This window comes from Rothia sp. 27098_8_29 (genome assembly GCF_041432785.1).
GTDB lineage: Bacteria > Actinomycetota > Actinomycetes > Actinomycetales > Micrococcaceae > Rothia > Rothia mucilaginosa.
This window is the reverse complement of the sequence record NZ_JAPWAI010000001.1, coordinates 873,449-898,034: the sequence shown is the minus strand read 5'-3', so window position 1 is coordinate 898,034 and position 24,586 is coordinate 873,449. Positions and strand designations below refer to the sequence as shown.

Annotated in this window: 20 protein-coding genes and 1 tRNA gene; 15 read left to right on the top strand and 6 right to left on the bottom strand. The window is 59.2% G+C overall.

Annotation, left to right across the window (positions count from 1 at the left end):
* Positions 1-37: 37 nt before the first annotated feature.
* Positions 38-1,294: a hypothetical protein gene (locus O3649_RS03505; RefSeq protein ID WP_371572792.1), complete on the bottom strand. Its 1,257-nt coding sequence runs from the start codon at positions 1,292-1,294 to the stop codon at positions 38-40.
* Between the two features lie 388 nt (positions 1,295-1,682).
* Positions 1,683-4,355 (bottom strand): aminopeptidase N, encoded by a 2,673-nt coding sequence (gene pepN, locus O3649_RS03500; protein ID WP_371572790.1) that lies wholly within the window; start codon positions 4,353-4,355, stop codon positions 1,683-1,685.
* 222 nt (positions 4,356-4,577) lie between these two features.
* On the opposite strand from pepN, the gene O3649_RS03495 reads away from it, so the two are divergent.
* Positions 4,578-4,663, top strand: a tRNA-Leu gene (locus tag O3649_RS03495).
* Between the two features lie 177 nt (positions 4,664-4,840).
* Here the strand turns inward: O3649_RS03495 and O3649_RS03490 are convergent.
* Positions 4,841-5,926, bottom strand: coding sequence for a 2,3-butanediol dehydrogenase (locus O3649_RS03490; RefSeq protein WP_070629687.1), 1,086 nt, complete (start codon positions 5,924-5,926; stop codon positions 4,841-4,843).
* Positions 5,927-6,265: 339 nt separating this feature from the next.
* Between O3649_RS03490 and O3649_RS03485 the strand changes: the two genes are divergently transcribed.
* The 8 genes from O3649_RS03485 to O3649_RS03450 all read left to right on the top strand — a co-directional run bounded on the left by O3649_RS03485 (position 6,266) and on the right by O3649_RS03450 (position 15,405).
* Positions 6,266-7,870, top strand: coding sequence for an amidohydrolase (locus tag O3649_RS03485; RefSeq protein ID WP_371572788.1), 1,605 nt, complete (start codon positions 6,266-6,268; stop codon positions 7,868-7,870).
* Positions 7,871-8,145: 275 nt separating this feature from the next.
* Positions 8,146-9,105: an L-lactate dehydrogenase gene (locus O3649_RS03480; protein WP_298698561.1), complete on the top strand. Its 960-nt coding sequence runs from the start codon at positions 8,146-8,148 to the stop codon at positions 9,103-9,105.
* Between the two features lie 383 nt (positions 9,106-9,488).
* Positions 9,489-9,764: a hypothetical protein gene (locus O3649_RS03475; RefSeq protein ID WP_049353093.1), complete on the top strand. Its 276-nt coding sequence runs from the start codon at positions 9,489-9,491 to the stop codon at positions 9,762-9,764.
* Between the two features lie 169 nt (positions 9,765-9,933).
* Complete coding sequence (recO, locus tag O3649_RS03470) at positions 9,934-10,785, top strand: DNA repair protein RecO (RefSeq protein ID WP_371572785.1); 852 nt, start codon at positions 9,934-9,936, stop codon at positions 10,783-10,785.
* A gap of 175 nt (positions 10,786-10,960) precedes the next feature.
* Positions 10,961-11,749 carry an isoprenyl transferase gene (locus tag O3649_RS03465; RefSeq protein WP_049334175.1) on the top strand — a complete coding sequence of 263 codons (789 nt, stop codon included), beginning with the start codon at positions 10,961-10,963 and terminating at the stop codon, positions 11,747-11,749.
* 92 nt (positions 11,750-11,841) lie between these two features.
* A complete protein-coding gene (locus tag O3649_RS03460) occupies positions 11,842-12,930 on the top strand; it encodes a quinone-dependent dihydroorotate dehydrogenase (RefSeq protein ID WP_371572783.1) in 1,089 nt (362 codons plus the stop codon).
* Positions 12,931-13,385: 455 nt separating this feature from the next.
* On the top strand, positions 13,386-14,498 hold the full coding sequence (locus O3649_RS03455; RefSeq protein WP_314849861.1) for a hypothetical protein: 1,113 nt from the start codon (positions 13,386-13,388) through the stop codon (positions 14,496-14,498).
* A gap of 250 nt (positions 14,499-14,748) precedes the next feature.
* The gene (locus tag O3649_RS03450; RefSeq protein ID WP_371572779.1) at positions 14,749-15,405 is read left to right on the top strand and encodes a DUF6318 family protein; all 657 of its coding nucleotides are present in this window, start codon (positions 14,749-14,751) and stop codon (positions 15,403-15,405) included.
* A gap of 212 nt (positions 15,406-15,617) precedes the next feature.
* Here the strand turns inward: O3649_RS03450 and O3649_RS03445 are convergent, their stop codons facing one another.
* Complete coding sequence (locus tag O3649_RS03445) at positions 15,618-16,277, bottom strand: DUF3043 domain-containing protein (RefSeq protein ID WP_070681878.1); 660 nt, start codon at positions 16,275-16,277, stop codon at positions 15,618-15,620.
* A gap of 136 nt (positions 16,278-16,413) precedes the next feature.
* Between O3649_RS03445 and O3649_RS03440 the strand changes: the two genes are divergently transcribed.
* From O3649_RS03440 to O3649_RS03415, 6 genes are all read left to right on the top strand, one after another.
* Positions 16,414-17,808, top strand: coding sequence for a M20/M25/M40 family metallo-hydrolase (locus O3649_RS03440; RefSeq protein ID WP_371572777.1), 1,395 nt, complete (start codon positions 16,414-16,416; stop codon positions 17,806-17,808).
* A gap of 247 nt (positions 17,809-18,055) precedes the next feature.
* Positions 18,056-18,409 (top strand): iron-sulfur cluster assembly accessory protein, encoded by a 354-nt coding sequence (locus O3649_RS03435; RefSeq protein ID WP_005506039.1) that lies wholly within the window; start codon positions 18,056-18,058, stop codon positions 18,407-18,409.
* Positions 18,410-18,522: 113 nt separating this feature from the next.
* A complete protein-coding gene (trpD, locus tag O3649_RS03430) occupies positions 18,523-19,593 on the top strand; it encodes an anthranilate phosphoribosyltransferase (RefSeq protein ID WP_371572775.1) in 1,071 nt (356 codons plus the stop codon).
* Between the two features lie 515 nt (positions 19,594-20,108).
* The gene (locus tag O3649_RS03425; protein WP_070616350.1) at positions 20,109-20,558 is read left to right on the top strand and encodes an NfeD family protein; all 450 of its coding nucleotides are present in this window, start codon (positions 20,109-20,111) and stop codon (positions 20,556-20,558) included.
* Between the two features lie 94 nt (positions 20,559-20,652).
* Positions 20,653-21,648 carry an SPFH domain-containing protein gene (locus O3649_RS03420; RefSeq protein WP_371572773.1) on the top strand — a complete coding sequence of 332 codons (996 nt, stop codon included), beginning with the start codon at positions 20,653-20,655 and terminating at the stop codon, positions 21,646-21,648.
* A 189-nt stretch (positions 21,649-21,837) separates the two neighbouring features.
* Entirely contained in the window at positions 21,838-22,176 is a 339-nt protein-coding gene (locus O3649_RS03415; protein ID WP_005506034.1) for an RNA polymerase-binding protein RbpA, read from the top strand.
* 231 nt (positions 22,177-22,407) lie between these two features.
* On the opposite strand, the gene O3649_RS03410 is transcribed toward O3649_RS03415, so the two are convergent.
* Positions 22,408-23,142 carry a polyprenol monophosphomannose synthase gene (locus O3649_RS03410; protein WP_306524825.1) on the bottom strand — a complete coding sequence of 245 codons (735 nt, stop codon included), beginning with the start codon at positions 23,140-23,142 and terminating at the stop codon, positions 22,408-22,410.
* Positions 23,143-23,276: 134 nt separating this feature from the next.
* Positions 23,277-24,455, bottom strand: a complete 1,179-nt coding sequence (locus O3649_RS03405) for an amidohydrolase (protein WP_371572771.1) — start codon at positions 24,453-24,455, stop codon at positions 23,277-23,279.
* Positions 24,456-24,586: the final 131 nt, after the last annotated feature.

Genomic DNA, 24,586 nt, shown 5'->3' with positions numbered 1-24,586 from the left:
GGTAGCCGCCCCATTCGTACCGTGCTCTTAGAGGGAGTTAGGCTTTCGAATCGGCTTCTTCTGCTTCCTCGGCAGATTCTTCCTCTTCGTACTCATCGTATTCGTCGTAGTCTTCGTAGTAGGGCTGGCGGCCAAAATAGAATGCTACAGCCGCGATAGCGCCACCCAGGATTGCGATGAGGATGCCAAGCATCGGGGTCCACAGCATTGAAATTAGGCCGGCGACCAGAACGGCGAGGCCTGCACCCTTGATCAGGTTCAGCAGACGGTCACGTTCGTTCGGCTCGTAGTATTCCTCTTCCTCAATGCTGTATTCGATGACAGGCTTCTCCGCGGCGGGTTCGCTACGGGTCGGCTCGGCGGGTGCCGAAGAACCACCGGTCAGGGAGCTCATGAAACCGCGACGCTTCTTCGGAGCCTGCTGAGCGGAGGACTCCAGGTAGTGGCGCTCACCTTCGGTGGGCACGAATGCGGCGGGCACATCGTACTCTTCACCCACCGGCAGCAGAGCCGGAACGTTGTTGGGCAGGGTCTCATACCATTCCTGCGGAATATCGGCGGGGCGTGCAGCCTGAACGGTCAGGGACAGTTCCAGGGTGTTACCGCGAATAGTACCCCAGGCGCTGGTGAGGCGGTCGTTCTCAAAAGCGTAACGGATGACAGGTGTCAGCTGCTCAGACATCTGGGTGCTCAGGCGGCCCACGAGCTTGCGGTCGTGGCGTACCTCCACGCTGTCGACCACGCGGCCGTCGGAGGTCTTCAGCTGGTTAGCTTCCAGGGTCAGAATGACGCGACCCTCACCGCTGGGCGGCAGGATGCTGTGCAGGTATTCGGAGTGTTCCTTCTCATCAAGCACCTTCATCGACGGGCCCTGGGGTAGCAGGGTCGCGCGAGTCGGTGCGTCGTTGAGGGGGAAGAGCGAGCTAGGAGCGGACAGCGAGAGCACACCGGTGCTCTTCACTCGCATATTACCGCTCTCGGTGCGAACCGCCACGGCGGAAAGCTGCAGGTGCGCAATGGGCTCGTAACCGGAGGCGACCACGCGGGCAATGGCATCCCAGTACGCGGCGGAGTCCTCCACACTCATGCGGCCTACCTTGAATTCGTCAATGTAGACGGCAATGCTATTGGGCTCGTAGGGGTTATCCGGTTCGGGAACGAGGCGCGCTTCACCGTACCAGATACGTTCACGGTCGATGTGCAGTTCCTCAAAGATTTGGAGGGTTTCTGCTTCGTAGTAATCATCGGTGACAATGTCAACGCTACCGCGGTCACCGAGTGCGTAATCGACCACTGAAAACTCCTTCTGATGTGTCTAAGCGAGCGGATACCTAGTCTATTCTCTCATGCTTTCAGTGTGGACAGCTCACAAAAACGGGTGACATTTATCTGTCTTTTAGCACCGGGTGCATATAGTTTTGTGCCCTGGTGAAACTGCCCCGGTAATAAGTGCCCTTGTCTGTGTGTGAACCACTGTATGAGGGAAATATTTAGACGGCATACCGCCGCTATGAATTCTATAGATGAGCCAGAAAAAGACCACCGCCCGGCGCGTCCCGGTACGTTACCGGGGGCGTGCCGAACGGCAGTCTCTCAAAGAGGCTAGAGAACCTAGCGGGGGAGAGCGGAACCTAGCCTAGATACCGGCTCACACCCCGCCACAAGCCCTCAAACCATGCAGCTTAGTCCTGCAGGGAGGCGTTGAACTTCTGAGCCACAATCGAACGGTGGCCGTGATCCTGAGCCTCCAGAACCAGACGACGCAGAGCCGAAGGAGCCTCGGGGTTCGCCTCCAGCCAACGCTGAGCCAATGCAACGGAGGGGTTACCCTCAACATCCAGACCCTTGGTGGAGCCGGTGTTGTACGGAGCCTTCGGGTACAGGCCACGCACAATGCGGGTTGCCATACCAATCGAACGGGACGCCCAAATGGGCAGCAGAGCCTCAAAGTAGGAGTCGTAGTAGGACTCACGCAGCTCAACCGGACCGCGAGCAAAACCGTTAATGGTCGAAGCCAGAGCGTCGTTCGACAGCGACTCGTCTTCCATGATGGTCTTGTACGCGGCAGCCTTACGCTCAGCAGAGGGCAGGGCAGCAATCGCGTACGCGTAACCATTCGAAGAGATTGAGGAGGGGCTGTACTTCGCCGCACGGTCCAGATCCTCAACGGTCACCAGGTCGCGGCTTGCGAGCGCACCCAGCGCGCTCCAACCCAGGTTCTGGTCGTAAGGAATGCCGGTTGCGTCAGCAATATCGCCGGTGGTGTCTTCGAAAGCACCGCGGGCAATATCGCGGCAGAGCTCTTCACCCTTGGTCGCGTTGGTGGAGACCGAAATCAGGGCGCGCAGCAGAATCAGCTGCTCGTCGGAGCCGGGCTTAGCCTGTGCCAGTGCGGCTGCGAATGCGTCGTAGAGAGCGTCGTAGAGGCGCTCGCGGCCGGTGGGTGCGGAGAAGGTTGCGATAGCGACCTGTGCGTTGTTGACCATGGTGCCCAGCAGGGATGCGCTCGGTTCCTTGGAGACGTTGCGTACGACTGCGTCGACGTAGGTGGTGACGGGCAGGCGTGCATCGCGCACATTCTCCCAGAGGGAGCCCCAGATGAGGCCGCGGGAGAGCGCGGACTCGAGGGTGGAGACACCTTCGATAGCTGCCTGCAGGCCGTCTTCGTCGGTCAGGGCGACCTTGGCGTAGGTGTGGTCTTCTGCGTTGAGCATGAGCAGGTCAGCTTCGCCAACGAGCTTCTTCTGCTCCTCGGTGAGCTCCACGCGGTGCTCGGAAACGGGCTCTGCCGGGTACTCGAGGGAGAGCAGGCCGGTGGAGGTAAGCTTGCCGTCGGTCAGCGCAAAGGTTTCCAGCTTTGCCACGTGGGGGCGGCCCAGACCTGCGGGCTGCTGTGCGGGCAGTTCCTGGGTGAGGATCAGGTCGGTGAGCTGGCCGTCTTCGCCGTAGACACGCTTGGTGCCCAGTGCGGACACGCCGGAGGTCTGCAGCCATGCGTTAGCCCATGCCTGCATGTCGCGGCCGGACACCTCGTTGAGTACCTGCAGGAAGTCGTTCAGGGAGGTGTTGCCCCACTCGAAGCGCTTGAAGTACACGCGTGCTGCCTCAATGAAGGTGTCGAAGCCGACGTAGGCGACCAGCTGCTTGAGCACGGATGCGCCCTTTGCGTAGGTGATGCCGTCGAAGTTCTGCGATGCTGCTTCCAGGTGGGGGATGTCAGCGACGATGGGGTGGGTGGTGGGCAGCTGGTCCTGCATGTATGCCCATGCCTTGCGGTTGTTCGCGAAGGTGACCCATGCGTCGTTGAAGTTGTTGGCTTCCTTAGCGCCAAGGGTGCCCATGAAGTCTGCGAAGGATTCCTTGAGCCACAGGTCGTCCCACCACTTCATGGTGACGAGGTCGCCGAACCACATGTGTGCCATTTCGTGGCAGATAGTGTTGGTGCGGCCTTCGAGGTCGTCCTCGGTTGCGCCGGAGACGAAGATGTAGTCTTCGGTGAAGGTGACCAGGCCGGGGTTCTCCATTGCGCCGATGTTGTATTCGGGCACGAATGCCTGCTCGTACTTGGGGTACGGGTAGGGGTAGTCGAAGAGGTCCTGGAAGAAGTCCAGGCCGTTTTTGGTGACCATGAAGATGTGGTCGTAGTCGAAGTGCGGTTTGAGGGACTGGCGGCAGTATGCGACCAGGGGGATGTCGCCGCTGTTGACCTTGCTCTTGGGCTTGTAGGTGGTGGTTGCGGTGAAGTATTCGCCGGCAACGATTGCGGTGATGTAGGTGGAGATCTTTGCGGTGGGGGAGAAGACTCGCTTGGTGATGGAGTCGTCGGTGGGGTCTACGACCTGGCTTTCGAGTACGCCGTTGGAGCTGACGACCCAGTCCTTGGGCGCGGTGATGCGGAAGTTGAAGACTGCCTTCAGATCGGGCTGCTCGAAGTTCGGGAAGACTCGGCGGCAGTCGGAGGGCTCGTACTGGGTGTACAGGTAGACACGACCGTCGGAGGGGTCGAAGTAGCGGTGCATACCTTCGCCAGAGCGGGAGTAGTAGGAGCGACCGTGGATGGTGAGCACGTTTTCTGCCTGCAGGTTGGGCAGGGTGATGCGTGCGCCGTTGACGACATCAGCCAGGGTCAGTTCGGTGCCGTTGAGCTTAACGGAGTCGACGCTGTGGTGGATGTAGTCGATGAAGGTTTCTGCACCGGGGGTGTTGCAGGAGAATCGGACGGTGGTGACGGTGGGGTAGGACTCGAATTCGGGGTCCTTGGCGTTAGTCAGGTCGACATGCACGTCGTAGGTGTCGACACTGATGAGAGCCGAACGTTCTGCGGCTTCTTCGCGGGAGAGGTTCTCATTATTCATGCTCTTTATTCTAGTCGTTATGACCGAAAATATGGCAGTCGAGTGGGCGTGCCGGTCATATTACTCAAGGTGCGAGAAGATTACCCGGGGTGTGGGGAACCAACCAACCTCGAATGTGTGACGCAGAACATGCTCTTTCGATTTGCGGAGTGTTCGGAAAGCCCGTATAGTATTACGTGTTGCTTCGAACGGCACCGAAAGGAAAACGTTCGAAAGTCACCTGCGCGGGTGGCGGAATAGGCAGACGCGCTAGCTTGAGGTGCTAGTCCTCGTATTAGAGGGTGGGGGTTCAAGTCCCCCCTCGCGCACAGATAATCCCCGGTTCTTCGGAGCCGGGGATTTTTGTATGCCCGGTAAAAAGTACACAAAAAAGTAGCGGGGTGAGGCTCCTTGAAGGGAACCTCACCCCACACTAGCTACGCTAAGGAAGCTAGAAGAACAGCTGCATCAGCTGAAACTGAACGAATCAGTATCGTTCGAAGAGATTACTCAGCCAGACGCTCCGGGTCGGTGGTGACCAGAATCTTCACAGCGGTCTCGTTGTGGTGGATCAGGGTGTCGAAGCCCTTGTCAATCAGGTCTTCCACAGCGATCTTGCCGGTGATGAAGGGCTTGAGGTCAATCTTGCCGGACTCAACCAGCTTGATGGTCTCCGGGTGGGAGTTCACGTATGCGATGGTGCCGCGGATATCGAGCTCCTTGAGCACAATCTTCTGAACATCCAGAGAAGCGGGCTTACCCCAAATGGAGACGATGACGACCTTACCGGTGGGCTTGAGGGCATCCAGAATCAGGTCCAGTGCGGGCTGAACGGAGGTGCACTCGAACGCGATGTCGGCGCCACGGCCGTCGGTCAGCTTGTGAATCTCAGCCAGAACGTCGGTCTCTGCGGGGGAGAAAGCGTAATCAGCAACACCGGAGTCCAGAGCCTTCTGGCGACGCAGCGGGGACAGCTCGGAGATAATAACCTTAGCGCCCTTAGCCTTCAGAACTGCGGAGGTCAGCAGACCGATGGGGCCAGCACCGGTAACCAGTGCGAATGCGCCCTCTTCGAACTCGCCTGCACGCTCAACAGCGTGGTAGCCAACGCTCAGGGGCTCAATCAGTGCAGCCTCGTCCAGGGGAATGTTGTTAGGAATCTTGTGAACCCAGCGGCGCTTGACGGCAACCTTCTCGGACAGACCGCCACCGCGACCTGCCAGACCGATGAAGTTCATGTCCTTGGACAGGTGATAGTCCTTGGAGTCGGGGCCGGTGTAAACGTCATCACGAATGATGTAGGGCTCGACGACAACGTGGTCGCCAACCTGCAGGTCGTCTACGCCTTCGCCCAGTGCCTCAACAACACCGGAGAATTCGTGACCGAGGGTGACGGGGGAGTCCTCACCAGAAATGGGGTGGGGATGACCGTGCTGGGGGCAGAAGATGGGGCCGTCAAGGTATTCGTGCAGGTCGGTACCGCAAATACCGCACCATGCGACCTTGACCAGAACCTCGCCCGCAGCGGCTTCGGGTGCGGGGATGTCTTCAATGCGGATGTCGTTACGGTCGTAGAAGCGTGCTGCCTTCATGGGATGGAGCTCCTTAGCGTGGTTGTGGCGCTCACAGCGGTGTGTGCTTGCCGGTACGGTTCGCATCCATGGGTCTGTCACAGCGTTGACAGAGGCCCAAACGACATGGTTTGGACCGGTTGTGAACTGTCCTGCCGGCATTCGCATCGCTAGCGCCGGATGGTGATGGGTGCGGCTGGATTGTCGCTCCCATGTGCTTAACGCTACTCCACTGAATCAAAGATTCCTAGGATATATACAAATTTTCTTTTATGTGACACAAATTTCTTTTTGGGCGTTTTCGACTCCATCACGCCTGAGCATCTAGCGCCCGGCGAGCGCAGACGGTAGCGTAGAAGCATGACTGACGCGAACGCACAGGGCACTGCCGCCCACACCCAGCCCACTTCTGACGGCTCCGGTCGAACGGCACCGAACCGACCCGCCGCAATAACCCGCCACTACGACGCGCCCGACGCTGATTGCGTGCGCGGTAGCGAGTACTCCGAAATCCTCGCCATCGAAACCGAGCAGCGTAAGCGTGCCGCTGAGCACCGTCGCAAGCGCGGGCACGCGCATCCTGAGCGGGAACACGCTGATCACGGTCAGTCCGAGCAGGAACGTAGCCACGGCGAGCGCCATGGTCATGGAAAGGGACGCGGTCGTGGAAAGGGTCACGGAGCGCATCACGGTCACCGCCTCGACGAAGACAGCGGGCTGGCGCATATTCGCCGCGACCTCGCCGAATCCGTAGCCACCCGCGCAGACTCCCTGACCTCAATTCTCAAGGCGATTCACGCGCACCCCGAGACTGCCTACGAGGAGTATTTCGCCTCCCGCACGCTCGTTGATGCGGTCCGCGAAGCCTACCCGAACCTCAGCATCGAGTACCCCGCCTTCGGTCTGGATACCGCGTTCAAAGTGGAGCTCACCAGCGCCGACTACGACCCCACCAAACACCGCACCATCGCGATTCTCTCCGAATATGACGCGCTACCGGGCATCGGTCACGGCTGCGGCCACAACGTCATCGCGGTATCCGGGCTGGGCGCTTTCCTTGCCCTAGCGGATGCGCTCGCTACCGGCCCCGAGGCGTTCAGCGGCAGGATCCTCTACTACGGCACGCCCGCCGAGGAATCCGACGCCGGTAAGGAGCTGATGGCACGCGCCGGCGCGTTCGAGCGGGTGGATGCCGCCATCATGGTGCACCCCTACTTTATGGATGTGGCTGATCAGGCGTGGTTGGGTCGCCGCGAATGCCGCGTGACTTATACGGGCGTGAGTGCGCATGCTTCCTCGCATCCGTTTATGGGTCGTAACGCACTGGATGCGGCGAATTTGGCGTATCAGGGCCTGGGGTTGTTGCGTCAGCAGATTCCCGGTTCTGACCGTATTCACGCGATTATTGACCACGGCGGGGACGCCCCGAATCTGATTCCTGCCTCCGCGAGCCTGCATATTAATATCCGTTCTAAGTACGCGCCGACTTTGCGTGCGCTGTCGCGACGGGTTGAGGAGGTGCTGCGCGGTGCGGCGCTCATGGCTGGCGTGAGTGCGAAGGTGACGTGGGATTCTTCGCCGATGACCATGCCGGTGCGTACGAACCGTCCGCTGTTGAAGCGTTGGGTTTCGGCTCAGCGTTCGGTGGGTCGCCACCCGTACCCGCCCGGAACGGTCAGTGACACCCTGGCGGCTTCTACTGATTTCGGTAATGTGAGCCTGCGCGTGCCCGGTATTCACCCGCTGATTCAGATTGCGCCCGAGGGTACCGGTATGCACACGGTGGAGTTCGCGCACTGTGCTGACACTCCGGCGGCTGTGGATGCTGCCCTGGATGCGGCGTTCGGTTTGGCGTCTGTGGCTTTGGACTTCCTGGTCGACGACGATCTGGCGGATGCTGTTCGTGCTGATTTTGAGGCTTCCGGCGGTGCCGTGGATGTGGAGGGCTACTTTAGCAGCATGTGAGCTTGCTCAAAAGGTCAGAACGTCATTATTTGGTTTTGTGAGTGAAAAACACCCCTCATAGCCCATAAAGTCACCAGCACCCATCGAAAAAAGCAAAATATCCCAACACAAAACGCAAAATCTGCGGCATAATAGAACATAACGAAGCAAGCTCACCGGGGAAGAACGCCCATCTAAGGAAATTCAACCCCGAGGCACACACCCGCTTCCTTATAGACCACGCGAGAATCCTCTCGCACCACACGGATAACTCTCACGAAAGAGGGCATACAGCAATGAACGGTGTCAACAACCCCACCAAGCTCGGCGTCATCGGTGCAGGCGGCGTCGGTAGCGCAACCGCATACGCAGCTATGGTCCGCGGCTCCGCAGACGAAATCGTCCTGTACGACATCGACGGCAAGCGCGCACACGCTGAAGCACTGGACATCGCACACGGCGCAATGTTCGCACACGAAGCAACCGTCACCGGTGGCGACGACATCGAGCTGCTGCGCGACTGCGACATGGTCATCATCACCGCAGGTGCTCGCCAGAAGCCCGGCCAGCCCCGCCTCGAACTGGCAGGCGCAAACGTCGCAATCCTCGAGAAGCTGCTGCCGAACATTCTGTCCGTAGCACCCAACGCAATCATCATGCTCGTCACCAACCCCTGTGACGTTCTCACCGTTGTGGCTCAGAAGATTACCGGCCTGCCCGCAAACCGCGTGCTGTCCTCCGGTACCGTTCTGGACTCCTCCCGCCTGCGTTGGCTGATTGCTAACAAGGCTGGCGTCTCCATCAAGAGCGTTCACGCAAACGTTGTTGGCGAGCACGGCGACTCCGAGTTCCCCGTCTGGTCCGCAGCAAACATCGGCATGGTTCCCCTGACCGAGTGGAAGCAGGACGGCAAGCTGCTGTTCACCGAAGAGGTCCGTGAAGAACTGGCAACCGAAGCTATGCGCGCAGCATACAAGGTCATCGAGGGCAAGGGTTCCACCAACTACGCAATCGGTATCTCCGGTGCACGTATCGCTGAGGCATTCCTCGGCGGCCAGAACGCAGTGCTGCCCGTCTCCACCACCATCGCAGGCGAGCTGTACGGCTTCAAGGACGTTGCACTGTCCCTGCCCACCATCGTCAACCGCGAGGGCATCCAGCGCGTGCTCGAGGTTCCCATGAACGAGGCTGAGCTGGCACAGCTGAAGGCATCCGCTGAGGCAATCCGCGCATCCGCAGCATCCCTGGGCTTCTAAAAACCCGGCTTCTCATTCTCTCGGGCTCAACCCGCAAGAAGCAAACATTCAGTAGGCGTAGCGTAAAGCTGAGCTAACCGACAGAAGAACCCGCCGCACCCGGCACCCGCCCCTTGAGGAGTGGGGGACTGGGGACGGCGGGTTCGCTGTGTCTGTAAGGTTTTTGCGGTGCTTGATGCGCCGCGTGCTGCTTGGCTTGACCAATCTGGCTTGCCGAGCCTGACTCGACCAACCTGGGCTTACCGCTCTGGCTTTGGTGTTCTCTTCACGGCACCGAATTTACCCGCTGATTTACCTGCCGCACCCGTTCATAGTTCCGCGTTTAAACCGCCGCATGACCGCCCGGCGCACACCATCGGCCTGTAGGTAGTAGAATAAATGGCATGAGCATTGATCCTCGCACCGAACTCACCCGCCTCCTTGACGCGCTGGAGGCGCACCTGACCGCCGTCGTCAACCGAACCGGCGAGCACGACCCCGCCGTCGATGAGGCGTACGTAGAAATCGCCAACGCCTTCGAAGCCTACGAAGATGCCCTTTTCGAGGCTCACAACGAGGTCACCCCCTTGAGTGTCTACGGTGATGAAGACGAGGATGACCTTGAAGAAATCCTCGACGATGAAGACGACATCGACGACGATATTGAGTACGAGGACTAAATAGCGCCTCGCCCATACGTTACGGACCGACCCCTGACCGGTACCCCCTATGCGGGGTAACGAGGCAGGGGTCGAACCGTACCCGCAACACCCGCGTAGATCTTGCCCTCAGCATCTACTGAGCATCCACCACGCACCTACCGAGCATATACCGAGAACGGAGACACCCGTGAGCGAACCCCGCACCTGGCGCGACGCCGCCCTCATCCTCCGCACCCAAAAACTCGGCGAAACCGACCGTATCATCATCATGCTCACCCGCGACGGCGGAATCACCCACGCCGTCGCCAAAGCCGTACGCAAACCCACCTCCAAGTTCGGTGGACGACTCGAACCGTTCATGCACACCGACCTGTCCTTCAGCCGTGGTCGTACTAATCTGCACACCATCACCCAGGCGGCGACCCTGCACGCCTACACCGCACCGATTATGGCGAACTACGATGCGTACACGTGCGCCTCCACCATCGCCGAACTGGCGGAAGCACTCACCAAAGACACCGACAGCACCGCCGATATTTACACCCTCACTCACGGGGCGCTTGCCGCGCTCGCGCACGGGCAGCATGTGCCGCAGAGGATCCTGACCCGCTACCTGGCGCGCAGCATGAACGCCGCCGGCTGGCCGCTCATCGGTGAAAACTGCACCCGATGCGGCAACCCGCTCGTCAGCGCCGATAGCCAGGGCGATAACGGGGCAGACAGTAGCACCCCCGGCGCTACAAGCGGAAGCGGCAGGTACATTGCTTTCCACACCGCCCACACCTACGGGCACCACACGGTCCTCTGCCCCCAATGCGCACCCGCCACTGACACGCCCCTGACCGGTTTGCGTGCTGATGAGCTCGGCTATGCGCTCGCGACCGCGTCGGTGGATCCGCGCGCCTGGGCGACTATTGACGCGGCACCGGTGCCGGTCGCCTCCAAAATTCTGGGGCTCTACCTGAAAACCACCCAGAACCTGCTCGAACACCCCCTGAAAACGGCGAGCGCCCTCGAGGCAGAAATTCCTGCACCGTAAAAGATGCACTCCGGTGTTTCAAGCGTGCGCCAACCAGGACGCAAAATAACCCCCGAAGCGCCCGCCCATGCGCGCCGTGCCACGGTAAAATAGCTAACAGCACGCCAGGTTTATATCTGGCGCATATCTAGGCAAACGACCCCGGGGGAGAACCCGCCAGGGAAGAAAGGCACACATGGCACGCACCCAGCCCGTACCCCCGCCCCCGCACCCCACCGGGGCAACCCCGCCTCCCATCCCGAAGAAGTTCATCCCCCAGCACGTCGCCGTCGTCATGGACGGCAACGGACGCTGGGCCAACGAACGCGGCCTGCCCCGCACCGAAGGTCACCGCGCCGGCGAGGCCGCCCTGCTGGATGTCGTCGCGGGCGCCATCGAAATGGGCATCCCGTACGTGACCGCCTACGCCTTCTCCACCGAAAACTGGAAGCGCTCGCCCAGCGAGGTTGCGTTCATCATGCGTTTCTCCACCGAGGTGCTGCAGCGTCAGCTGGCAACCCTCAAGACCTGGGGCGTGCGCATCCGCTGGGCCGGCCGCCGACCCAAGCTGTGGAAGAGCGTCATCGAAGAGCTCGAGCTCTGCGAGCGCGAAACCATCGACAACACCGTCTGCACCCTCACCATGTGCGTGAACTACGGCGGCCGCGCAGAAATCGCCGACGCGGCCGCAGCCATCGCGGCAGACGCAGCCGCGGGCAAGCTCAAGCCCGGCAGCATCACCGAAAAGACCATCCAAAAGTACCTGGACGAGCCCGACCTGCCGGATGTTGACCTGTTCCTGCGTTCCTCCGGTGAGCAGCGCATCTCAAACTTTTTGCTCTGGCAGAGCGCCTACGCCGAGTTCGTCTTCATGAACGTGCTCTGGCCCGACGTTGACCGCCGCACCCTCTGGGAAGCCGTCGAAGAGTATGCGCGCCGCGACCGCCGCTACGGGGGCGCAGTCGACGCCATCGCCGCCGAGTAGGCCGACCACTAAGCCCAAGCGTTAGCACCCCAACGCGACGACCCGGTTCGCCGCCCACAAACCACCCACACCTCCAACACTAGGGAGAACAAATGCGCATCTACCCGACCTTCTTCAACATCTTCTTCAAGGGCATGGACCCCGAGAAGGCACACCACATCGGCTTCTGGGGCGTGCAGACCCTGCGCAACGTCGGCATCACCCGCGCGCTGCGCAAGTACTTCCAGCCCGCACCCGAACTGGCAACCACCGTCATGGGCATCACCTTCCCCTCGCCCTTCGGCCTGGCCGCGGGCTTCGACAAGGGCGGCAAGGGCATTGCCGCGCTGGCTGGTATCGGCTTCGGCCACGTCGAGATCGGCACCATCACCGGTCAGGCGCAGCCCGGCAACCCGCAGCCGCGCCTCTTCCGCCTCGTGGAAGATAAGGCGGTCATCAACCGCATGGGCTTCAACAATGACGGCGCCGCAGCGGCAGGCCCGCGCGTAGCCGCCGCCCGCGCAGACCTCGAAACCGAATACCGCGGTGTCGTACGCCCCATCATCGGCGTGAACATCGGCAAGACCAAGATCGTGGAACTCGAGAACGCCATCGACGACTACCTGATCTCCACCCGCACCCTGGCACCGCAGGCAGACTACCTGGTCGTCAACGTCTCCTCCCCGAACACCCCCGGCCTGCGCACCCTGCAGGCCATCGAATCCCTGCGCCCGCTGCTCACCGCCGTGCGCGAGGAGGCAGACCGCGTCAGCCCCAACCGCCACGTACCCCTCACCGTCAAGATCGCACCCGACCTGGTCGACGAGGACATCATCGAGGTGGCGGCCCTGGCCAAGGAGCTGAAGCTGGACGGCATCATCGCCACCAACACCACCATCGCCCGCGAAGGCCTGGGCCTGACCAGCGATATGACCAAGGTCAAGGAAATCGGTGCCGGCGGCCTCTCCGGCGCGCCGCTGAAGCCCCGCTCCCTCGAGGTGCTGCGCCTGCTCAAGCGCGAAATCGGCGACGACCTGGCCATCATCTCCGTCGGCGGCGTGACCACCGCCGAGGACGTGCAGGAACGCCTGGACGCTGGCGCCGACCTGGTGCAGGGCTACACCGCCTTCCTGTACGAGGGTCCGCTCTGGGCGGCACACATTAACCACGGCCTGGTGAAGCTGCGCCGCGCTCGCCGCTAAAAGGTTTACGCCCCGCCGGGTGACTGGCGGGGGAGGGAACCTCACGCTCCCGGCGTGCTGAGGGGGCACCGTTCTCTACCCGTTGGGGTGGATGCGGTGCCCCCTTTTTTTGTGCCCTCTATTCTGTCGAGAAGCCAGTTGTACTTTGGTGAAATGGTCTCCAATGGCACCAGAAAGTAGTTCTCTCTCTATGCTGACTTGTTATCGGCATCTCATCGAGCAGCTGTATACATCTCTGACGTAAAATAATGGAGGTTGCGGACAGATGAACTGGCGGTTTTATGGATTTGAATTAAATTTTAAAAAAGTTTTCTCGACGGAGAAAGTATAGACTTATCATGTCAGGAGTGTATATGCTTGACGCAGATATTATCAAAGGACAAGGAGGTTTTATAAGGCTAAAATTCGTGATTAGATTAAATTTATTTTGATTTTTGAGACAAAAGGAAACAATTATGCGTTCTAAATATTCTAAGTTGACCACAAATCTTAAGTGGAAAGACCTCGTCTACTCGTCGCAGGAAAAGGTAGATGATCTTCTGGTATCCAGCTTCAAATGGTGGAGTTGGAGTTTTGTAATAAAATTATGGGCAGTTAACGTGACTTTTTCTGAAAATTCAAAAAAAGAAGAGCTACGCCGTGAAAAGATGACCGAAGCTGGTAAATTCCTCAAGAAGCTGAACAAGCTGTGTTATGAAGATAATCCGCGACCTGGATCCTACCTGCTTGTTCGTTTGGCTGCTGCTGCCGGGACAATGTGGCCTTCGGGTACCGCGAAGAAAAAGATGAGGCGTGTAGCTTGGTGGGTCGGCGAGGGCGAAGACGTCAAAGTTTTGGCATACGGAAGCTTGAGTAATACTTTGCAGACGGGTTATGACCACAAAGCTCGGAGCACATGGTCCCCGTCTGTGATTGGCGCGCATTCCAAGTTGATGGATTCCGTGGTAGCAGCCACTAATAACAATTCCAAGGTCACGAAGAGTAGTGGGACAGTCCGCGAATTTCTTAGCTTTTGTTTTAACAATGGCGTAGTTGGAAGGGGCGGAGATTGGGTTCATCAGCCCGGAGTTTATGACATGCTTCTGCGCGTCGATGGTGTGGAAGAGGGCGAAACCGAGAGGGAAAAATGCGTCGTCTATGGGAGCCCTATCTGGGTTGCACGGGTTCTTGATCCTGTTCCTGGGGTGTATAAACTGAAACAGGAATATCCTGGACCAGCACGTTTTTATCAACAAAACAGGATGCGCGAGATGACCAAGTATGACGATGTAGAATCTTATTCGCTGGTAAAACAGCCTATGGAGATTGTTGCATACGGCGTCTGGGACGGAAAATCGTGGATTAAGACATACTGGGCTAAGAATATGTATGATGTTATTTTTGACTCTCGTGTAAGTGATCCTAAAGTCCCTAAAAGCCCGCCTAAGCCTGAGGACGTTGTTAGCTTGGAGAAGCCGCAGAACTTGAAAAAGAAATTCCTCAGAGGCTGGAAATGGAACGACCCTGATAGCTACGCTCAAGCACCACGCCCGTCTCTACGTTTACCTAATAAGAGTATCCAAGGATAAAAGTTACTAATTGTTTAGTTCTCTATCAGGAAGCCGCGTACCTGCTCAGGCCGCCAATTGCTGGCACCTCGACAGGCGCGCGGCTTCCCTGCTGCAGATGGTTAGCCTAGTAAATTTCAAGATAAGCCTGACAATAATCCGCGTTATTTGGGCGAATCAGGGCAGGAGCAATGACAGGTTCCCAGCGCGCGCTCGCGCATAATGGAGATAAGCGGGAGACCATGCACTACAACGATGTGGAGGAGCAACCATGAACCCCAACACGCTGAACCGCCGCTCAATGCTGACCGGCGGCACACTCATCAGCCTCAGCACCCTACTCGCCGCCTGCGTGCCGCACGACATCACAACTGCAGGAGACGGATCCACCGCCTCCGGCAAGCCTGCCACCAACAGCAGCTCGAGCCGTAGCGCCAGCAACAACACCGGTAGCGGCGAATACCGCAAGGCAGATGCCAAAGGCCCCGCCCAGAACGTCCCCAAACCCAACGCCCCCGAAGACGGCTACCGCGCAAAGACCCCCGACGGCCTCCTCAAAACCATGGACGCCTGGAACCAGTGGATTAACTACGGCGTCCAAACCGGTGACTACAGCAAAGCCCGCGAATTCCTCTCCACCTCAAACGACGGAGAACTCAAAATCTACCGGGAAATAGAAGCGCTCTACCAGCGCGGCGGATGGGTCATCGACGGCATCGAATACTTCAAACCCGCCGGCATACCCAGGACCGACGACCATCAAAGCTACTACCTGGAAACCAACCACGAATGGGACAAACACACCGAGGTAGAACCCGACGGCCGCCAAGAAACCTGGAACAGCGACAAGGAAGAAGAAATCTACACGTTCGCCCTCGAACACCGTGACGGCAGGTGGCAGATCCTCTACTCCCGAATCGAAGCCTAGTCGTACCGGTATCCAGCCACGACATATACGTCCAGAAGCCACATACGTTTCGAAAAGCCACCAAAGAAGTAGCTTCTCGAAACACATGTGGCTTCTCGCGTAAAAGGCCCAGAACGTAAGAGGGTAAGGAGAGTTTAGCGGGCACAAAAATAGGGGAGAGGCCCGAGAATACTCAGGACCTCTCCCCAAGCGCCTATAAGGCACTTAACGACTTAGTGCGGGTACTCGCCGTACTTCACCATCGGAACCGGACGGCGCCAACGACGAACCATCATCACACGGTTAAAGGTGTACATACCACCACCGCGCTGAACCTCGCCAAACTTAGCAATCAGCTTCTTCTTCAGACCACGCCACAGAATGAAATAATCAATCACCCACAGCAACATCGCGGCATACATCGCGTACACAGAACCGTAATAAATCGAAACGCCAACCTCGGACGAACCCGAAACACCCTGACCGATCCAGCCGCCAACCAGCAGAACCAACAGAACAATCAGCATGAAATCGCCCAGGTTACGGCGCGCATCCACATAATCACGGATGTAACGACGCTGCGGACCCTGATCCACAAGAGGCAAGAAACGCTGATCACCGCCACGCAACGCCTCATTCTGACGAGCACGAAGCTTAGCGTTATCCTCACGCTCACGACGACGAAGCTCAGCACGCGCCTCACGATCATTCGCAAGCGCACGATCACCGCCGCCCACCAGAGGCCTATGACGAGCCGCCTCCCGCTCCTTACGCGAAGGAGTCGGACGGCCCTTCTTCGGGGTAAACTTCGGATCAACCGGAGCCTGCGGCTCCTCTACAACCTGCGGCTGAGCAGCTTCAGTCTCAGCCTTCTTATTCTTACGACCAAACACCCTCCCATCATACCCGACACACACAGATGCACCCCCTCCACAACAAAACCACGTCAGAGCCTGAAACACCACAGCCCCACCCCACCGCAAGACCCCGAATAACACACCCCCACACCCCGCGATGTAAGGTAGAAACATGACTACTGAATTCACCCACCACAGCGCCCTCAACGACGCAATCAACGAACGATTCGAAGCCACCCTACAAACCCTCACCGACCTCGTCGCCATTCCCTCCATCGCCTGGGAATCTCACGACCTCACCCAGGTCGACCGCAGTGCAGAAGCAGTCGCCGCACTCGCCCGCAAGGCAGGCTTCGACAACGCACGCATCGAACGCGCCACCTACACCACCGCTGACGGCACCGAAAAGCAGGGCATGCCCGCCGTCATCGCCCAGCGCCCCGCCGCCGAAGGCTACCCCACCATCCTGCTCTACGCCCACCACGATGTACAGCCCGCCGGCAACCTCGACCTCTGGAACACCGAACCCTTTGTCGCCACCCGCAAGGGCGACCGACTCTACGGCCGCGGCGCAGCAGACGACAAAGCAGGCATCCTCGTACACCTCGCCGCGCTCGCAGCCATCAACGAAACCCTCGGCGATGACTTCAAACTCGGCGTGAAACTCTTCATCGAAGGCGAAGAAGAAGCAGGCTCACCCTCCTTCGTCTCCTTCCTCAACACCTACCGCGACGAACTGTCCGCCGACTACATCATCGTCGCAGACTCCGCCAACTGGCGCGCCGGCGTACCCGCACTCACCACCAGCCTGCGCGGCGTCGCATCCGGCGACATCGAAGTACGCGTTGGCAGCCACGCCATCCACTCCGGCATGTTCGGCGGCCCCATGCTCGACGCACACACCCTCATGGCGCAGCTCCTCGCAACCCTGCACGACGCCACCGGCGCCGTAGCCGTCGAAGGCCTACACCGAGCCCCCGAACCCGAACTCGAATACGCCGAAGCGGACTTCCGCAACGACTCCGGAATCCTCGACTCAGTACCCCTCGCAGGCACCGGTAGCGTCGCCTCCCGCCTGTGGACCCAGCCGGCAATCTCCGTCATCGGCATGGACATCCCCTCCATCGCAACCTCCTCCAACACCCTCGCCGTCGTATCCCGCGCACGCATCAGCACCCGCCTAGCACCCGGCGACAACCCCGAAAACGCACACCGCGCACTCGCCGAACACATCAAGGCACACGCACCCCACGGCGCACAGGCGAACTACACCACCGTCGACTCCGGCATGCCCTTCGCCACCGAAGTCGACGCAGACGGCGCACAGACTGCACTCGACGCAATGCGCGCCGCCTGGGACGTAGAACCCGTACAGACCGGCATGGGCGGCTCCATCCCGTTCATCTCCGACCTCAAGGACCTCTTCCCGCAGGCACAGATCCTCGTCACCGGCGTAGAAGACCCCGACACCCGCGCACACAGCGCCAACGAGTCCCTCTATATCCCGGACTTCAAGAACGCAATCCTCGCGGAGGCGCTACTGCTCAGCGCACTCGGTGCCCGCTAAACGCGCTCGCTAGGAACATCCACAAAAAGTGGGGGAGAAGGGTCACAAACCCCAACCCCCACTTTTTCGGTATCCTAGAAGCAGAATTACATGTCAAGCCCCCACACCAAAACTCACGCCCCCGGCGAACTATGCACACCCTAGGTTGTACATCAAACACTCGGGCGCGTATCGTGAAGGCTAAAACGCCCACACGCACCCACACGCGGCGCACACGGGCAACCAACAAAACAAAAGGACAACACCAATGAGTGAAACCACCACCGAACTGCCGACCCACGGCGTCAACCTCACCGAAGTAGCACAGACCAAGGTCCGCACCCTCCTCGAACAGGAAGGCCGCACCGACCTGCGCCTGCGCATCGCCGTCCAGCCCGGCGGCTGCTCCGGCCTCATCTACCAGCTCTACTTCGACGAGCGCGTCCTCGACGGCGACGCAGTCCGCAACTTCGACGGCGTAGAGGTTATCGTCGACAAGATGAGCGCACCCTACCTCGACGGCTCCACCATCGACTTCGAAGACACCATCGAAAAGCAGGGCTTCTCCATCGACAACCCCAACGCAGCAGGCTCCTGCGCATGCGGTGACTCCTTCCACTAAACCGAAGACACCCCAGCGCTAAGCACCCCACGGTGCAACACGCCTAACAAACCCCCGTCTCGCATACTGCACCCAACCATGCAGATACGCGGCGGGGGTTTTACACTTAACACATGACTACGCACGAAATCACCTGGAAATACATCCTCAACCAGCTCGTCAAACACCAAAACCTCACCGACACCGAAGTCGCCTGGGCAATGGACCACATCATGACCGGCCAAACCGAACAGCCGATCCTCGCATCCTTCCTCACCGCCCTCCACTCCAAAGGCGAAACCCCCGAAGAACTCGGCGCCCTCGCAACTGGCATGATCGCCAAAGCTGAAACCGTCGACATCAACCCCCACGCCGTAGACATCGTCGGCACCGGCGGCGACCAGCAAAACACCGTCAACATCTCCACCATGGCAGCCCTCGTCATCGCAGGCACCGGCGCCACCGTCGTCAAACACGGCAACCGCGCCTCCACCTCCAAATCCGGCTCCGCAGACGTCCTCGAAGCCCTCGGAATCCGCCTCGACATGCCCATTCCCGCAGTCGCCGAATGCGCTCGCGAGACTGGCATCACGTTCCTGTTTGCGATGACTTTCCACCCGGCAATGCGCCACGTGGGCCCGACCCGCCGTCTGCTCGGTATTCCGACTGCGTTCAACTACCTGGGCCCCATGACGAACCCGGCTCGCGTGAAGTCCTCGGCTATCGGCGTTGCTAACCCGGTCATGGCTGAGAAGATGGCTCACGTCTTCGCGGAGCGTGGCGATCACGCCCTGATTTTCCGCGGTGATGACGGCCTGGACGAGTTGACCATCGCCACCACGAGCCGCCTGTGGGAGGCTGTAGACGGCGAACTGACCGAGTACCGTTTTGACCCGACCGAGTACGGTCTGCAGAACGCACCGCTGGAGCAGTTGCGTGGCGGCGACGCCGAGTACAATGCGGGCGTTTTCCGTGCAATTTTGGCGGGGGAGGGCGAGGCCCCTAAGAGCCCGCTGCGCGCCATTCACGACGCTGTGGTGATGAACGCTGCGGCTGGCCTGGTCGCGTACCGCCCGGTCAACGGGGAGAGCTTTGAGACCCGTTTCACTCAGGCTTTGGCTGATGCGCGCGAATCTATTGCATCCGGTGCAGCGGAGCGTGTGCTCAACGCATGGGTAGAGTTCAGCGAAAAGCACGCAGAATAAAGAAGCTCAGTAGCTGATGATAGGCACCCGAGATGGGGCGCACCGAATGGTGTGAGCTCGTCTCGGGTGTTTGTCGTTTAACGGGATGCGTTGAGGAGCCCGAAGGTTCGGAACATTTGAGCGCGTAGCTTGCGGGTCGCGGAAGCTGAGGTGCATGAAGCTGAAAGCAACGGACGAGAACAGCATGGTCGCACCGTGAGGAGTACAGGTTCGGTCCGTGCCAGCCTGAGCGTAGAAAGCACCGGTGAGCAGTCGGTAGGGTAGTGAAAAATAGGTCTACTTTACATAATGTATATTATCGGCTTTTTAGGGAGGTCTAGAATGAACCAAAGATTCCCCGTATCTAAATAAAGTCTTAACAGTTCATGTATTAACCTCACTCGGTCACCAGAACTGTCACCAGTACTCAATCCACCTGAAATAATGGATATACCCCGCATCACGAAGGTGCTGTCGCCTCGTGTGCAGATCCAACGTCAACCACGCCGGTTGATGTACACCAAAGGAGAAAACTCGTGGATTGGCTCTTTGAGACACCCTGGACACTCTGGGTTGCACTCGCCCTCGTTTTCGCCGTCATAGAAATGCTCAGCCTCGACCTGTTCTTTCTCATGCTGGCGATTAGCGCAGGCATCACCGCAGCAATATCGCCCTTCGTGGATAACATGCTGATTCGAACCGTTATTTTCGTGGTGATCTGCCTGATTCTGGTTCTTGGTCTACGCCCGCCGCTGCTGAAAAAGCTCAATAAATCAGCCACCGGAGCTGTCACTAATGCTGAAGCACTCGTTGGTGCTGAGGTGCGCGTCACTCAAGATGTGACTAGTGAAACCGGTTTGGTGGTACTGGCTGGCGACACCTGGACGGCGCGCACCGCCTCCGGAACGCTCGTAGCAGGATCACACGCGAGGGTACGAGCCATTGAGGGTGCTACCGCAATCGTAGAGCCTCTCCCCCATGACTAAGACTAACAAACTAAGACCCATCTGAATACCGGCTCCAAAAGCCAACTCAGATACTCCAAAAACACACCATATAACTCACCGATAAGGAGAAACAATGCCTATCAGCCTTATTCTGACGGTCCTACTCATCCTCTTCGTGCTGACGATGCTCGCAAAGACCGTGCGCGTCATCCCGCAGGGACGAGCCGGCATCGTCGAACGACTGGGTAAGTTCCACGCCGTCCTCAACCCCGGCCTGCACATCGTCATCCCCGTAGTTGACCGCGTACTGCCCCTCATCGATTTGCGCGAACAGGTCGTTTCCTTCCCCTCGCAGTCAGTGATTACCGAAGATAACCTCGTGGTCGGTATCGACACCGTCGTGTACTTCCAGGTCACCGACCCGCGCTCGGCAACCTACGAAATCACCAACTACATTCGCGCCGTGGACGAGCTGACCAGCGCAACCCTGCGTAACGTCGTTGGTGGCCTGAACTTGGAGCAGACCCTCACCTCCCGCGACCAGATCAACGCTGAACTGCGAGGCGTACTCGACTCCACCACCGGCCGCTGGGGCCTGCGCGTCTCCCGCGTGGACATCAAGGAAATCCAGCCCCCGGTATCCATCCAGGACTCCATGGAGAAGCAGATGCGTGCAGAGCGTGACCGCCGCGCCGCAATCCTCACCGCAGAAGGCCAGAAGCAGTCCGACATCCTGACCGCAGAAGGTGAATCCCGCGCCGCAATCCTGCGTGCAGAGGGTGAAAAGCAGGCGCAAATCCTTCGTGCAGAAGGTGACGCACAGTCCGCAATCCTGCGCGCAAACGGTGAAGCAGAAGCCGTGCAGAAGGTCTTCGCAGCAATCCACGAATCCAACCCCAGCCAGCAGCTGCTCACCTACCAGTACCTGCAGACCCTGCCCAAGCTCGCCGAAGGCGACGCCAACAAGCTCTGGTTCATCCCGACCGAACTCGGCGATGCACTGCGCGGCCTCGGCAACGCATTCGGCACCCTGCCCGCATCCGACCTGGCAGACGCACCGAAGAAGCCCGTAGCAGAGGCACCCAAGAGCGCACCGCAGGCACCCGGAAGCTACGGCATCAACGGCTAAACGCGAAATCTAACGCATAAAAAGGCGTGAATCATCAAAAATCACGCCGAATAAACACCACCACGTTGGGCGGGTGGAGACTATTACCGATATAATGGATGTTTTGTAAACGTTCGAGGGAATAGCTCTCCCCCGCCCAACGTTATGCCTAAAGCGCCAAAGAGCGCACCCGACGACACTGGAGGAAAAATGAGCGATCGTAGCCTGCGCGGTATGCGCCTGGGTTCCCAGTCGATGGAAACCGAATCGAACGTACAGCCCGCGCCCCGCCAGCGCGTCGAATACCGTACCGCTGACGGTGACCGCGTTTTCGTGACCTTCGCGGCAGAAGCAGAAATCCCCTCGGTATGGACCGCAAAGTCCGGTAAGGAAGCATACCTCGTCAACGGCGACTCCACCGCAGACGCCGAAGAAGAGAAGCCCGCACGTACCCACTGGGATATGCTCATGGAACGCCGCAGCATCGAAGAGCTGGAAAAGACTCTGGAAGACCGCCTGGAATACTACCGCAAGCACTACGCGCTCTAAAAGCACCGTAGACATGCCGTAGAAACGCTGTAGAAAGCCCGCTAAGCGCCACTCGTGCTCTTAGCGGGCCTTTTCTTTATTGTGATGCTGGCTTCCGTCGGTACGTGAGCCAGGCGTGAGCCAAGAAAGAGCGCTACAGAAAAGCACAAAAAGACCGGGGCAGATACGTAACGTATCTGCCCCGGTCTTTCGTATAAATCTCAGGTGCGAGAAGCGTCTGAGCAAGAAGTCTTACTTGCCCAGAGCCTTCTTCAGCTTCTGAATGCGGTTAGCCATACCCCAGCGAGTCACCTTAGACATGGAGTCAAAGATAATGTTGCCGTCCATCTTCGAAGCGCCAATCTCACGCTCAACGAAGGTAATCGGAACCTCAACAATATTCAGACCGGCCTGCTCAGAACGCCACGCCAAATCAACCTGGAACACGTAGCCCTTCGAGTCAATACCGTCCAGGTTCAGGCGCTGCAGAGCGTCACGACGGTACGCACGGAAACCAGCGGTAATGTCCTTGATGGAGGTGCCCAGAATCAGGCGGGTGTACAGGTTGGCGCCGCGAGAGAGAACCTGGCGGTGAGCCGGCCAGTTCTTAGTCTTGCCGCCGGGAACGTAACGCGAACCAATAGCCAGGTCAGCGCCTGCCTCCACGGCACGAACCAGAGAAGGAAGCTGCTCAGGCTGGTGCGAGCAGTCAGCGTCCATCTCAATCAGAATGTCGTAGCCTGCCTCAAGGCCCCAATCGAAGCCAGCGAGGTACGCGCCACCCAGGCCGTCCTTAACGGTGCGGTGCAGAACGTGAATCTGGGAATCCTTAGCCGACAGCTCATCAGCAATCTGGCCGGTGCCGTCGGGGCTGTTATCATCCACCACGAGAATGTCCACCTCGGGAGCTGCCTTACGAAGACGCTCTACCACGATGGGTAGGTTCTCCTTCTCGTTATACGTCGGGATGACAGTTAGAACGCGCATATTACTCCCCCACAGGTGCATATAAAACAGGCAGTGTAGGTATCCAGTATACCGGGTATACATGCGGGGAACTGAATCCTCGGGGGCTTCCACTACCCCTAAACCACCTAAAAAGGTGTTGACAAGCTAAAAAATTAGTTACTTTCAGTGTAAATAGATTCCAGAATGGGCAGAGGCGAATCCTCATCCAGCACCGGAAGCAACGGAATGCGAGCGCGGGGGTCGGTGCTCCACGATGCGACGCGGGAGTCGGGTGCTTGGACCATGAGGGCTTCTACGCGCCACTGTGCTACGAATGCGGGGGTGTCGGGTGCGAACTGGCCGGTGAAGGGGTTTTCTTCGTGGGCTAGGCGGTATACGCCGCGGGTGAGGGCGGCGAAGGCGCTGCGTGCGGAGATGCCGTATTCGTCGTTGACGAGTTCGCGGATGAGGGACCAGGCGCCGGGTGCGTACAGCTGAGCATCAGAGCCCAGCGCGATGGAGGTGCCGGCTGCGTTTGCGCGGCGGGCTACGGATGCCACAGATTCGCGTGCTTCTCCCCCGGCGTGTGCGAGGAGTGCTTGGACGGTGTCGTTGGCGGCTTCGTCTTCTTCGGGTTCGCAGACGCTCAGGCCCAGGTTGATGCGTGCTTCTGCTAGCTGGGTGAGGTGTTCGTCGGTGATAGGGTCCTGCGGGGTGCTGATTGCTGCGTCGAGGCGGATGGACAGCCAGGGGCGGGTTTCGCGTACGGCGAGCGCGGCGTTGGCCGCGGTGGTGAAGCTGGTGGATGCGTCGATGGAGAGTAGGAGTGCGGCGTCTTCGGCTATCTGTGCTGCTGCGGGGGCTTCGGTGGGTGCGACGAAGATGCCGACTAGCTGCAGGCCCTTGATGGCGCGTTCGCCTTCGGTGAGGGGGCGTAATGCCTTGATGGCGCTGATGAGTTCGTCGGTTTCTACGCCGGTGGCGTTGAGGATGAGGCGGATGTCGGGTACGCCGTGTTCGGCGCTGTAGTAGCTGAGTGCGGAGACGAGGTCGGGGACGTCTTCCATGCCGGCGAGTAGGGTGTGGGTGTGGTAGCCGGCTGCGCGGTATGCCTGCAGGTAGTCGAGGATTTCGGGTGCTTCTTTGCCTGCTACCGGTGCCAGTGCGCGTGCAAAGGCGGGGGTTAGTAGGGCGCCGTCGAGTTCGGTGATGGTGGCTGATTCGTCGGCAATTGAACGTGCCCCGGAGTCGGAACCAACCCAGCGGACGAAGCCGTCTTCGACGAGCATTGCGGTTGCGTACGGGTCGACCGGGCTGTACACGCTACCATCTACAAAAATACGGGTAGACATTAGATTCCTTTCACCTTTGAGGCGCGCCGAGGCGCACACGGGGCGGGCACTTCAATTGTGCTCGCGTAGCTTAGCTGAGCGTCTCATTTGAGTATAGAAGCACCCCCGCTGCCTGTGGTAGTTCGTTCGTC